Annotated in this window: 7 protein-coding genes; 3 read left to right on the forward strand and 4 right to left on the reverse strand. The window is 75.5% G+C overall.

What is annotated here, in order from left to right; all coding sequences use genetic code 11:
• The first annotated feature begins 24 nt into the window (after nt 1–24).
• Nucleotides 25–1,872: a M1 family aminopeptidase gene (locus ACIOFR_RS09985; RefSeq protein WP_400994326.1), complete on the forward strand. Its 1,848-nt coding sequence runs from the start codon at nt 25–27 to the stop codon at nt 1,870–1,872.
• A 56-nt stretch (nt 1,873–1,928) separates the two neighbouring features.
• Here ACIOFR_RS09985 and ACIOFR_RS09990 read toward each other — a convergent pair whose 3' ends face one another.
• Both ACIOFR_RS09990 and ACIOFR_RS09995 read right to left on the reverse strand, forming a co-directional pair.
• Nucleotides 1,929–2,543 (reverse strand): ester cyclase, encoded by a 615-nt coding sequence (locus ACIOFR_RS09990; RefSeq protein ID WP_400994328.1) that lies wholly within the window; start codon nt 2,541–2,543, stop codon nt 1,929–1,931.
• A gap of 138 nt (nt 2,544–2,681) precedes the next feature.
• Nucleotides 2,682–4,097, reverse strand: coding sequence for an MFS transporter (locus tag ACIOFR_RS09995; RefSeq protein WP_400994330.1), 1,416 nt, complete (start codon nt 4,095–4,097; stop codon nt 2,682–2,684).
• 202 nt (nt 4,098–4,299) lie between these two features.
• Here ACIOFR_RS09995 and ACIOFR_RS10000 point away from each other — a divergent pair, with 202 nt between their 5' ends.
• On the forward strand, nt 4,300–4,875 hold the full coding sequence (locus ACIOFR_RS10000) for a TetR/AcrR family transcriptional regulator (protein ID WP_400994333.1): 576 nt from the start codon (nt 4,300–4,302) through the stop codon (nt 4,873–4,875).
• 81 nt (nt 4,876–4,956) lie between these two features.
• On the opposite strand, the gene ACIOFR_RS10005 is transcribed toward ACIOFR_RS10000, so the two are convergent.
• Nucleotides 4,957–6,300, reverse strand: a complete 1,344-nt coding sequence (locus ACIOFR_RS10005) for an NAD(P)/FAD-dependent oxidoreductase (RefSeq protein WP_400994335.1) — start codon at nt 6,298–6,300, stop codon at nt 4,957–4,959.
• An 84-nt stretch (nt 6,301–6,384) separates the two neighbouring features.
• Nucleotides 6,385–7,266: an RNA polymerase sigma factor SigJ gene (sigJ, locus tag ACIOFR_RS10010; protein WP_400994338.1), complete on the reverse strand. Its 882-nt coding sequence runs from the start codon at nt 7,264–7,266 to the stop codon at nt 6,385–6,387.
• A gap of 242 nt (nt 7,267–7,508) precedes the next feature.
• Here sigJ and ACIOFR_RS10015 point away from each other — a divergent pair, with 242 nt between their 5' ends.
• Nucleotides 7,509–13,211, forward strand: coding sequence for a type I polyketide synthase (locus tag ACIOFR_RS10015; RefSeq protein ID WP_400994341.1), 5,703 nt, complete (start codon nt 7,509–7,511; stop codon nt 13,209–13,211).
• The last annotated feature ends 15 nt before the right edge of the window (nt 13,212–13,226 follow it).

Genomic DNA, 13,226 nt, shown 5'->3' on the forward strand with positions numbered 1-13,226 from the left:
CCCCCACACCCCGGAGAGGACCCGATGAGAAGCAGGCTGATCTCCCTCGTCACCGGCGCCGTGCTGGTCGCGGCCGCCGGCGCGGCAACCCTCGCGGCGCCCCCGCACGCCGCCGCCGCGGACTGCACCGCCGCCCAGGTCGTCACCAACGGCGGCTTCGAGTCCGGTAGTTCGCCCTGGACCTCGTCGAGCGGCGTGATCACCAGCGGCGGCGGCCAGAGCGCCCACTCCGGCACCTCCTTCGCCTGGCTGGACGGCTACGGCTCGGCCCACACCGACAGCCTCTCGCAGACCGTGACCCTGCCGGCCGGCTGCTCCCAGGCCACCCTGACGTTCTGGCTGCACGTCGACACCGCCGAGACCACCACCTCGACCGCCTACGACAAGCTGACCGCGAAGATCGGCACCACCACCCTCGCCACCTACTCCAACCTGGACGCCAAGGCGGGTTACGTCCAGAAGTCCTTCGACGTCTCCGCCTTCGCCGGCCAGTCCGTCACCGTCGCCTTCAGCGGGGTCGAGGACAGCAGCCTGAAGACCAGCTTCGTCCTGGACGACCTCGCCCTGGACGTCTCCGGCGGCGGCACCACCCCGCCCGACCCGCCGACCACGGACGCGACCCGGACGCCGGCCACGCCCGCCTACACCGTCGACCTGACCAGCGACACGGCGGGGAGCACCTGGACCGGACACGAGAGCGTGAGCTTCACCAACGCCTCGCCCACCGCACTGACCGAGGTCTACCTGCGGCTGTGGGACAACTACCACGGCAGCTGCCCGAGCACGCCGGTCACGGTGACCAACGTGACCGGCGGCACCGCGGCACCGCTGTCGGTGAACTGCACCGCCCTCAAGGTCAGCCTGCCCGCGCCGCTGCCCCAGGGCCGGAGCGGATCGATCGGCTTCGACCTGGGCATCAGCGTGCCCAGCGGCGCCGACCGGTTCGGCCACGACGGGGCGTACAACTTCATCGGCAACGCCCTGCCGCTGCTCGCCGTCCGGGACGGCGCGGGCTGGCACCTCGACCCGTACACCAACAACGGCGAGTCGTTCTACTCGCTGGCGGCCGACTTCGCCGTGACGCTGGACCACCCGAGCGGCCTGCTGGTGCCGGCCACCGGCACCTCGGTCGACACCCCCGGCAGCGCGGGGCGCACGGTGACCCGGGCGACGGCGAGCAAGGTCCGTGACTTCGCCTGGGGCGCCGGGCCGTTCACCCGGATATCCGGCACCTCCCCGGCCGGGGTGAAGGTCAACGTCTACTCGGTGAGCGGGATCAGCGCCGCCAACGCCCAGTCGATGCTGACCACCTCGATCTCGGCAGTCGACGCGCACGCCGGACGGTTCGGCGCCTACCCGTACACGGAGGTGGACGCCGTACTGGACAACAACTTCTGGTTCGGCGGCATGGAGTACCCGGGGTTCGTCCTGGACCTGGTGAGCACCACCGCGCTCACCCATGAGATCGGGCACCAGTGGTTCTACGGCATCGTCGGCGACGACGAGTACACCAGCCCGTGGCTGGACGAGTCGTTCACCGACTACGCCACCGACCTGGCCCTCGGCATCACCGGCACCAACTGCTGGAACGGCGTCTCCTGGTCCTCCTCCGCCGAGAAGATCACCAACTCGATGGCGTACTGGGACGCGCACTCCTCCCGCTACTCCACCGTCGTCTACACCTACGGCAAGTGCGCGCTGCACGACCTGCGGCGCCTGATCGGTGACACCGCGATGACCAAGCTGCTCCACGACTACGCCCAGGCGCACTGGTACGGCGTCTCGACCACGGCCGAGTTCAAGGCCGCGGCGCAGGCCGCCACCACGACCGACCTGACCTCGTTCTGGACACAGCACCGCATCGAGGGCTGACCCGCCGGGGCCGGGCCCGCCGCCGCTCCGGGCGGCGGGCCCGGCCCGCGCGGGTGTCAGCCGCCGGCCTCGCCGAGCTGACGCAGCAGGGTCTGGTTGTCCTCCACGTGCCAGTCCTCGGTGATCCGGTCGGTGCCGACGTGCTGGATGTCGATCGCGTTGAACTCCACCGTCTGGCCGCGGCCCGGCCGGCCCTCGAAGACACCGGTGAAGTGCCCGCGGAAGACCAGCCGGGCGGTGATCCGGTCCCCGGTGACCAGCAGGTCGGCCAGCTCGCAGCTGAGGTCGGGAACGGCGGCGCGGAAGGCCTTCGACGCGGCCGCCGGGCCGGCCGGGCCCTGCGGACGGCCGGACGGCAGGGTGTTGTCCCGGAAGTCCGGGGCCACCGCCGCGTCGAGGTACAGCTGCTCGCCGGTGTGCCAGAACGTGTACAGCCGCTGAGCGAGCCGGACCTCCTGGGCGGCCCGGCGGGTGGGGAGCGAACCGTCCACGGTCAGCGTCCCGGGCTGGACCAGACCCGGCGTGCGGTCGAGCAGCCGCCGGTCGGAGGCGGGGCGGTGCCGGTCACCGAGACGGTCGGCGTCGGCGGCGGCCACCACGGCGGTACCGGCGGCCAGTGCGCCGGCCAGGACGCCGACGGTGGCGGCACGGGAGAGCGGGCGGAGCTTCACGGGCGGGACTCCTTGCGGGGGGGTGCTGTGCGGGTGCTTTCCGAGAACGTCCCCCACCCTCCGCCGCCGACCGCCGGCAGGTCCAAGGCAGGTTTTCTACCGCCGCCATGCACTCCGGTCATGGCGGGCCTCCCCCGGTCAGGCCGGGCCGGGGCGGTCGCGGACGAAGAGCACCGCGGTGGCCGCCGCGAGCAGCGCCCCCACCCCCGGGATCAGCACGGCGGTGTGCAGGGCCGCCGGGAAGGACCGGGCCGCGCCGGCGGTCAGCACGGTGCCGGTGATGCTCGACCCCAGGGTGCCGCCGACCTGGCGGAACAGGTTGAGCGTCCCGCCGGCCATCCCGCCCTCCGTGTGCGGGACGCTGATCACCGCCGCCGCCGTGCTCGGCGGCAGCACCAGCCCGGCGCCCGCGCCGCAGAGCGCCATCCACACCCCGACCGTGAGGGTGGAGGTGGTGGCGCTCTGACCGGTCATCAGCAGGGCGCCCACCGCGGTCAGCAGCGAGCCCGCGCCCAGCACCGCCTTGAACCCGAACCGGCCCACCAGCCGACTGGAGACCGGGCTGACCAGCACGTACGCCGCCATCAGCCACAGCATCAGCACCGCCGTGCCGAGGATCGACTCGTGCCGCACCCGCTCGAAGTAGATCACCTGGACGAACGCCACGGCCACGAACCCGTACTGGGCGATCAGGGCGACCAGGTTGGCGGCGCCGAAGGACGGGATGCGGAACAGTCGCAGCCGGAGCATCGGGGTGCGGGTGCGCAGTTCCACCGCCACGAAGGCGGCCAGCGCCACCGCCGCCAGGACGAACGACCAGAGCGCAGCGGGCCGCCCGTAGCCGCCGTGGCCGCCCTCGATGACGGCGTAGTTCAGCGAGCCGATCGCCACCACCGCGAGGACCAGGCCCGGCGGGTCGAGGTGGCGGCCGGGCTGACGGCTCTCGGTGACGAAGAAGGGGGTCAGCACCAGGACGGCGAGGCCGAGCACCACGTCGACCAGGAACACCGCGTGCCAGGAGAACGCCTCCAGGATCAGGCCCGCGGAGAGCGGGCCGATCGCCAGCCCCACGCCCGACACCGCCACCCAGATGCCGACCGCCGAGGTACGCCGGTGCGGGTCCGTGAAGGCGCCGGTGACGATCGCCAGGCTGTTGGGCAGCACCATCGCGCCGCCGACGCCCATCACCGCCTGCCCGGCGATGACTCCGCAGGCGCCGGAGGAGAGGCTGACCAGCAGGCTGCCGCCCGCCAGCAGTGCCGCGCCGGCGGCGAACACCCGCCGGCGGCCCAGGATGTCGCCGACCGTGCCGGCGGACAGCACCAGGCTGGCGACCACCATCGAGTAGACGCTCGCCACCCAGACCAGGGCCGATCCGGAGAGCCGCAGGTCCTGCTGGACGGGGGCGAGCACGGTGGTGATCTGGGTGATGTTGACGAACATGACCATCTGGCCGAGGCAGACCACCACGAAACCGGCCCACCGCCCCGCCGTACGCCCGGGGGCCGGGCCTGCCGCGAGGGCCGTGCCGGCGGGATGTGCGAGATCGGTCATGAGGGGTCCTTTCCGGGCGGCTTCTCGCCGCGGGTTCCGAGCCGGGAGCCGGACGGACGCCCGGGCCGGCCGGGCCCGTCCGGGCTGTCGGGAACGTTAACACCATCAGGAAACCGATCGGTACCGCATTAGGGAGAGAATATTTCGAGCAGGCCTCTCAGGCTGGTTTCAGGAAAGGAGTAACAGTCGGTACCATGAGCCCATGGAGAACCACGGGACGGCGGCGGACGGGCCGCGCGAGCGCATCCTGTCGGCGGCCTCGACGCTCTTCTACCGGCACGGCATCAACGCCACCGGCATCGGCGAGCTGGTCGAGGTGGCCGGAGTCTCGAAGCGGACCCTCTACCAGCTCTTCGGGAGCAAGGACGAGCTGGTCGCCGCCTACCTGCGGCGGATGAGCGCCAGCCGCCACCTCATCGAACGCTGCCTGGACCGCGCCGACCTCACGCCACGGGAACGGCTGGTCGCCCTGTTCGACCGCCCGCGCCCGACCTTCCGCGGCTGCCCGCTGCACAACGCCGCGGTCGAGCTCACCGAGCCCGGCCATCCGGGCCGCCCGGTGATCGTCGCGCACAAGCGGGCGTTCCTCGACCGGCTGACCGACACCGCCCGCGCCGCCGGCGCCCGCGATCCGCAGGCGCTCGGCCACCGGCTCTTCGTGGTGTTCGAGGGGGCGATGGCGCTGGCCACGTCGACCGACGACCGCAACGCCTTCGACTACGCCCGGCCGGTGGCCCTGGCGCTGATCGAGGAGGCCGTCCCCGGCGCCGACGGCTGAGGCGACACCGGGGGCCGGTGGTGGGCTTGGTCCGAGCCGCGCAGGTGGGTACGGGTCGGGTGCCGCGCAGGCGGGCGCGGGTCAGGTGCCGCGCAGCACCGACCAGAGCACCTTCGGGTGGAACAGCGTGGTCGGCGGCCTGGTGAGGCCCATCACCGCGACGAAGGCCAGGCAGACGCCCTCGTCGACGGCGGCGCGGGCGATCACCCGGTCCAGGTACCGGTGCTGGATCCGGACGGCGGTGCCGGTCGGGCCGCCGGTGGTGGTGGGGAAGCGGACGTCCTCGCTGCTGGACATCAGCCAGGCGTCGGCGGCCGCGGCCGCGATCCCCCGGCGGGCCTCCCGGGCGCCGTCCCGGCCGATGCCGTGCGCCCGGACGGCGTCGCGCAGGGCCCGGGCGCCGAAGACCGCGGTCGAGATGCCCTGCCCGTACACGGGGTTGAAGGTGCAGGCGGCGTCCCCGACGACCACCAGGCCGTCCGGGGAGCGGCGCTGGTAGTGGCGGCGCACCCCCGGGCCGGGACGGAACCCCCGGACCTCGCCGGCCGGTTCGGCGCCGGCGACCAGGTCGCGCAGCAGCGGGTCGCGCAGCCGTTCCAGCTCGGCGGCGAACCCGGCCTCGCCGGGCACGGGTTCGGCACCGCGCATGCCGCCGACGGTGACCAGCCAGCGGTCGCCCTCGACCGGCAGCAGCACCCCGAACCGCGGCTGGTCGGGGGCCTTGGTCTGGAGGTAGACGGCTGGCATGTCCGGGTCCGCACCGGCCGGGCGGTGGTAGAGCCTGCTGGCGTACGCGACGCCCGGGTCGACCCGCTCCTCGGGCGCCGGGGCGAAGCCGGCCGCGGCCAGCCAGTCCGGCATGGCGGAGGACCGGCCGGAGGCGTCGACGACCAGCTCGGCGTGGATCTCGCTCTCGCCGCCGTCGTCGGCGCCCTTGGTCCGGACCCGAACGCCGGTCAGGCCCTCGGCGTCACCGAGCACGCCGAGGACCGCGGTGCCCTCCAGGAACTCGATCGAGGGCTCGCAGCGGACCCGTTCCAGCACGGTGTGGTCCAGGACCGGGCGGGTGCAGGACAGGAACGCCAGGCCGGAACGGAACCGCGGCATCCACCCGGCCGAGCTGAGCCAGCTCATCCCCTCGGGGACCTCGACCAGCCGGGCCTCCCGGGTGTCGAGCTCGGCCCCGATGCCGGGGAGCAGGTCCTCCAGGGCCCGGCGGCCGCCCTCCAGCAGCAGGTGGGCGTGGTGGCCCTGCGGGGTGCCCGGCCGCGGGCCCGGCTGCTGCGGGTAGCGGTCGCGTTCGACCACGACGATCCGCCTGGCCTTGCCCCGCAGCGCCCACGCCGCGAGGCAGCCGGCCAGGCCACCGCCGATCACGACCGCCGTGCCGTACCTGCCCGTGTGCGCACCACCCGAAGACGCCATGGCACGAGCCTAGAGGATGGCGGCGAGCGGCCGTGAGCAGTGCGGGGGCAGGGGTGAGTGTCCGTCAGGGCAGACCTGCCGTGGTCAGCCCGCCCAGGTGGAGAGGTCGATCCGGGCGAGGCGCTCGGGGTCAGCGAGGATGTCGATCTCGACGATCAGGCCGCGCACGACGGTGAAGCCCATCACCGAGAGCGTCCTGCCGTTCGGCGCCGTGACCAGCCCGGGCGCGCCGTTGACCAGGGCCGGCCGGGAGAACTGCGCGTACCGGGAGAAGGTGGCGGCCTGCCGGGCGACGTCCTGGGCGCCGCGCAGCAGCCGGGAGGCGCCGGCGGCCAGTGCGCCGCGGTCGGCGCGCAGTACGACGTCCGGGTCGAGCAGGGCGACCAGCGCGTCGAAGTCGCCGCCGCGGGAGGCGGCGAGGAAGGCGTCGACGACCTCCCGCTGGCGGCCGAGGTCGTCGGGCACCCGCTCGGCGCCCTGCACCCGGCGGCGGGCGCGGCTGGCGAGCTGCCGGGTCGCGGCCGGCGTCCGGTCGACGATGGCGGCGATCTCGTCGAACGGCACGGCGAACATGTCGTGCAGGACGAAGGCGAGTCGTTCGGCGGGCGCGAGCGAGTCCAGCACGACCAGCAGGGCGAGGCCGATCGAGTCGGCCAGCAGGGCCTCGTGCTCGGGGTCGACGCCGTCCACGCCGCTCACGATCGGCTCGGGGACGTGGACGCCGTGGAGGTCCTCGCGCCGCGCGGTGCGCGAGCGCAGCATGTCCAGCGCGACCCGGGCCACCACCCTGGTGAGCCAGCCGGAGAGGTTCTCGATGCCGTCGCTGTCGGACCGGCTGAGCCGGAACCACGCCTCCTGCACGGCGTCGTCGGCCTCGCTCAGCGAGCCGAGCATCCGGTAGGCGACCGCGCGCAGGTGCCCGCGGTCCGCCTCGAACCGCTCGGCCAGCAGGTCGTGCTCGTCCATTGCCCTGTTCCCCTCGTGTGGTTGCGTCACCAGTCAGACGTCCGGGAGCCGCCGGATGTGACAGCGACGGCACGACTCGGCCCGCAGGAGGCCGAAAACCGTTCCCGCACGTGCCCCGGGGGGCCCGGCGTCGTTGAACTGATGAATGGACAGCGTCCACGTCTCGTCGACGGAGATCCCACCGCGGGCGTCTGCGGGCGCCCGCCCGTGGGCCGGACCGGATGAACCATGGAGTGCGAGAGATGGGCGTTGTGCGCGACAAGCTGCTCGAACTGGCGGGCGGCGACCCCGAGGCGTACCTGGCGGAGCTGGTGGCCGGTGAGGTCAACGCCGTGCTCGGACGGGACCGGCACCGGCGGGTCCCGGGGACGGAGCCGTGGCGCCGGCTCGGCATCTACCGCCATCTCGCCGAGGAACTCCGGGGCCGGCTGGGACGGCTGACCGAGCTGCCGCTCCCCGCCACGCTGCTGTTCGACTGCCCGACCCCGCAGGACGTGGTCCGCCGGCTGCGCGTCCAGTTGCTCGGGGAGCGGCCCGAGACCGTACCGGTGGCCCCCGAGGGCGGCGGGCCGCAGGACGACCCGGTCGTGATCGTCGGCATGGCCTGCCGGTACCCCGGCGGGGTCGGTTCGCCCGAGGACCTGTGGCGGCTGCTGACCGAGGGCCGGGACGCGGTCGGCGGGTTCCCGCGCAACCGCGGCTGGGACCTCGACGGGCTGTACCACCCGGACCCGGCGCACCACGGGACGACGTACGTCCGGGAGGGCGGGTTCGTCCACGACGCCGACGAGTTCGACGCCGGGTTCTTCGGCATCGGGCCGCGCGAGGCGACCGCGATGGACCCGCAGCAGCGGATGCTGCTGGAGGCGTCCTGGGAGGCGGTGGAGCGGGCCGGCATCGACCCGCTCTCGCTCCGCGGCAGCCGGTCCGGGGTGTTCGTGGGCATCGCGTACCAGGACTACGGGCCGAGCTGGTCCGAGGCGCCCGAGGAGTACGAGGGCCATCTGCTGATGGGCAGCCTGACCAGCGCCGCGTCCGGCCGGATCTCGTACACGCTGGGTCTGGAGGGCCCGGCGCTGACCGTCGACACCGCCTGCTCCTCCTCGCTGGTGGCGCTGCACCTGGCCGCCCAGTCGCTGCGGGCCGGCGAGTGCTCGCTGGCACTGGCCGGCGGGGCCCAGGTGATGGCGACCCCGGGGGTCTTCCTGGAGTTCAGCCGCAAGCGGGGGCTGTCCCCGAGCGGGCGCTGCCGGTCCTTCGGGGACGCCGCCGACGGGACCGGCTGGGCCGAGGGGGTCGGCGTGCTGGTGCTGGAGCGGCTGTCGGACGCCCGCCGGCACGGACACCGGGTGCTGGCGCTGGTCCGCGGGTCGTCGGTCAACCAGGACGGTGCCAGCAACGGGCTGACCGCCCCCAACGGGCCCGCCCAGCAGCGGATGATCCGGCAGACCCTGGCCAACGCCGGGCTCGCCCCGCACGAGGTGGACGCGGTCGAGGCCCACGGCACCGGCACCGCGCTCGGCGACCCGATCGAGGCCCAGGCGCTGATCGCCACCTACGGGCAGGGCCGGTCGCCGGAACTGCCGCTGCTGCTCGGGTCGATGAAGTCCAACCTGGGGCACAGCAAGGCCGCGGCGGGGGTCGGCGGCGTCATCAAGATGGTGCTGGCGATGCAGCACGGGCTGCTCCCGCGCTCGCTGCACGCCGAGGAAACGTCCCGCCGGGTGGACTGGACGGCCGGTGCGGTCGAGGTGCTCAGCCGGCCGCGCGAGTGGCCCGACACCGGGCGGCCCCGGCGGGCGGCGGTGTCGGCCTTCGGGGTGAGCGGCACGAACGCGCACGTCATCCTCGAACAGGCGCCGCAGCCGGTGCAGTTGCCCGCGCATACCGTCCGCCGTCCGGAACCGGCCGGCGCCCCGGTGCCGTGGGTGCTCTCCGGCCGGGGCGAGGCGGCACTGCGCGGCCAGGCCGCCCGGCTGCACGCGCACCTGGTCGAGCACCCGGAGACGACGCCGACCGACACCGCCGGCACGCTGGCCCGGCGCAGCCGCTTCGACCACCGGGCGGTGCTGGTCGGCTCCGGGCGGGACGAGCTCCTCGACCGACTGGCCGCGCTGGCCGGGGGCAGGGCCCGGCCCGGTCTGTTCACCGGGGTGGCGACCGGCGCCGGCCGGCTCGCCTTCCTGTTCACCGGGCAGGGCAGCCACCGGGTCGGGATGGGCCGCGAACTGTACGCCGCGCACCGGCCGTTCGCGGCCGCCTTCGACGCGGTCTGCGACGCCTTCGACCGGGCCGCGGGCCCGCGCTTCGACCGCCCGGTGCACGAGGTGCTGCGGGCCGTCCCCGGCACCGCCGAGGCCGCGCTGCCGGCCCGTACGGACTGGGCCCAGGCCGCGCTGTTCGCCCTGGAGGTCGCGCTGTTCCGGCAGTTGGAGGCCTGGGGCGTGGTCCCGGACCTGCTGCTCGGCCACTCGGTCGGCGGGCTCGCGGCCGCGCACGTCGCCGGCGTCTGGACCCTGGAGGACGCCTGCACGGTGGTCGCGGCCCGGGGCCGGCTGATGAGCGGGTGCCGCACGGACGGGGTGATGGTCGCCGTCCGGGCCGGCGAGGCCGAGGTCCGGGAGTCGCTCACCGGGCTGGAGCACCTGGTCGCCGTGGCGGCCGTCAACGGCCCCCGCGCCACCGTGCTCTCCGGCGACCGCGAGGCCACCCTGGCCCTCGCCCGGCACTGGGCCGAGCGCGGGCGCGGCACCAAGGCGCTCGACGTCGGCCACGCCTTCCACTCCCCCCACCTGGACCCGATGCTGGACGACTTCCGGCAGGTGGTGGCCGGGGTCACCGCGCACCCGGCCCGGATCGCGGTCGTCTCCGACCGCACCGGCCGCACCGCCTCGGCGCGCGAGCTCGCCGACCCCGGCTACTGGGTCGACCAGGCGCGCGGCACCGTCCGCTTCCTCGACGGCATGCGCACCCTCCAGCAGGAGGGCGCCACCCACTTCCTGGAACTGGGGCCCGACCCGGTCCTCGCCGCGCTCGGCCACGAGTGCCTGGACCTCGCCGCCGACCCGGCGCCCGTCCTGCTGCCGGCGCAGCGCGGCGACCGCCCGGAGCCCCTGGCGCTGACCGAGGCGGTGGCGCAGCTGCACACCACCGGCGTCGCGGTCGACTTCGCCGCGCAGTTCGACGGGGCCGCGCCCACGGACCTGCCCACGTACGCGTTCCAGCGCCGGCGCTACTGGCTGGAGGCGACGCCCCGGGCGGCCTCCGGGCGGGCCGGCCGCGGCCGCTCGCCGGGCCGGTACCGGGTGGGCTGGCAGCGCGCGGAGGCCGGGACCGGCACGGTGGGCGGGCGCTGGCTGGTCGTGGTGCCGGACGGCGGCGGCGCCACCGCCGCCCTGGTGGCCGGGGCGCTGGCCGCGGCCGGCGCGGTGCCGGTGGTGCTGCCGCTCGGCGGGGCGGCGCGGGACCGCGAGCGGCTGGCCGGCCGGCTGGCCCGGACGCAGGCGGGCGGGCCGGCGTTCCGTGGGGTGCTGTCGCTGCTGGCGCTGGACGGGTCGCCCGACGCCGGGCAGCCGGTGCTGTCCGCGGGACTGTCCGGCGCGGTCGCCCTCGCGCAGGCGCTGGCCGACCTCGGCTGGCGCAGCCCGCTGTGGTGCGTGACCAGCGGCGCCGTCTCGATCGGCACCGGCGACCCGGTGACCGATCCCGGGCAGGCCATGCACTGGGGACTCGGGCGGACCGTCGGCCTGGAGCTGACCCGGCAGTGGGGCGGCCTGGTCGACCTGCCGCCCGCGGCGGGCCCGCGCGACGCGGCCGGGCTGTGCGCCGCGCTGGCCGCCACGGACGGGGAGGACCAGGTCGCCGTCCGGGCGGACGGACGGTGGGTCAGACGGCTGCTCCCCGCGGCCCCTCCGCCCTCGCCGGCCCGTCCCTGGCGGCCGCGCGGGACGGTCCTCGTCACCGGCGGCACCGGTGCGCTCGGCGCCCGGGCGGCGCGCTGGCTGGCCGCCCACGGCGCGGCCCGGCTGGTGCTGGCCAGCAGGCAGGGCCCGGACGCGCCGGGCGCCGCCCGGCTGACCGCCGAACTGGCCGCGCTGGGCGCGCAGGTGACGGTGGCCGCCTGCGACGTGGCCGACCGGGACGCGCTGGCCGCGCTGCTGGGCCCGCTGGCCGGCGAGCTGACGGCGGTGGTGCACGCCGCCGGGGTGAGCGGCCGGTTCGTCCCGCTCACCGAGACCGAGCCGGCCGAGTTCGCCGAGGTGGTCCGGGCGAAGGCGGCCGGCGCCGTCCACCTGGACGCGCTGCTCGACGGGCACCGGCTCGACGCCTTCGTCACCTTCTCCTCCATCGCCGGCACCTGGGGCAGCGGCGGCCAGGCCGCCTACAGCGCCGCCAACGCCTTCCTGGACGCGCTGGCCGAGCACCGGCGGGCGCGCGGACTGGCCGCCACCTCCGTCGCCTGGGGCCCGTGGGCCGAGAACGGGATGGCCGCCGACCCCGCGGTGGCGGACCAGCTGCGCCGCCGCGGGCTGCTGCCGATGGCCCCGGAGCCGGCGGTCGAGGCGCTGTGGCAGGCGGTCGCGGCGGGCGAGACCACCACGACCGTGGCCGAGGTCGACTGGGAGCGATTCGGGGCGACCTTCACCGCCGCCCGGCCCAGCCGGCTGCTGGACGGGCTCCCCGGGCGGGTCGCGGCCGCACCGGCGCCGGTGGCGGCCCACCCGGCGGAACCGGCCCCGGTCGGGGGCTTCGCCGCGCTCCCCGACGCCGAGCGGCCCGGCGCCCTGCTCGAACTGGTCCGGGCCCGCGCCGCGGCCCTGCTCGGGCACGGTTCACCGGAGGACATCGATCCGGCCCGCAGTCTGCTCGACCAGGGTTTCGACTCGCTCGCCGCCGTCCGGCTGTGCCAGGAACTGGCCGCGGCGACCGGGCTGCGGCTGCCCACGCCGATGGTGTTCGAGCACCCGACCGCCCGGGCGCTGGCCCGTCACCTGGCGGGCGAGCTGGCCGCCGTCCCGGCCAGGACGGCCCGGCCCGCCGGCACCGCGCCCGTGCCGGCGCAGGCGGGCCACGACCGTCCGGGGTCGAGCTGGTCGGGCAGCATCCGCCGGCTCTACCGCAAGGCCTGCGCGGACAACCGGTACCTGGACGGCCTGGAGCTGCTGAGCGCCGCCGCCAGGATCCGTCCGGTGTTCGGCGGCGGGGAGCCGGCCCCCCGGCAGGCGCCCGTCCGGCTGGCGGAGGGCGGGGGCGGCGGGCCGGCCCTGGTCTGCCTGCCGCCGATCATCGCGCCCTCGGGCCCGCACAACTACGCCCGGCTGGCCGCCCACCTGGCGGGCCGGCGCAGCGTGTACGCGTACACCCACCCGGGCTTCGGCGACGGCCAGGCGCTGCCGGAGAGCTGGGACCTGACGGTCGACCTGCACGCGCGGGCCGTCCGGCGCGACTTCGCGGACCGGCCGTACGCGCTGGCCGGCTACTCGTCGGGCGGCTGCTTCGCGCACGCGGTGACCGACCGGCTGGAGGCGCTGGGCGCGCCGCCGGCCGGGGTGGTGCTGCTGGACTCGCTGCCGCTGGTGGAGGGCGCCTGGGCCAGGATCCGTCCGCTGTTCCGCACGATGGCGCTGGACGACCAGGCGTTCGCGCTGATGACGGACGACCAGCTCACCGCGATGGCGCACCACCTGCGGTTGTTCGAGGGCTGGAAGCCGACGCCGCTGCACACGCCCATGCTGATGGTCCGTGCCACCGATCCCGTCCCGGACTGGGAGGACGACTGGCTGACGGACCGGGACTGGGAGAACGTCTGGCACCACGGCCACCGCACCGTGATGGTGCCCGGGGACCACTGGTCCCTGATGAACGAGAACGCCGAGTCGACGGCCGAGGCCCTGCACCAGTGGCTGCTCGAACCCGCCCGGCCCACCGTCCGCCCGTACCGGTAGGCCCGGGCACCACCT

The sequence above is a fragment of the Kitasatospora sp. NPDC088346 genome, assembly GCF_044740765.1.
Lineage (GTDB): Bacteria > Actinomycetota > Actinomycetes > Streptomycetales > Streptomycetaceae > Kitasatospora.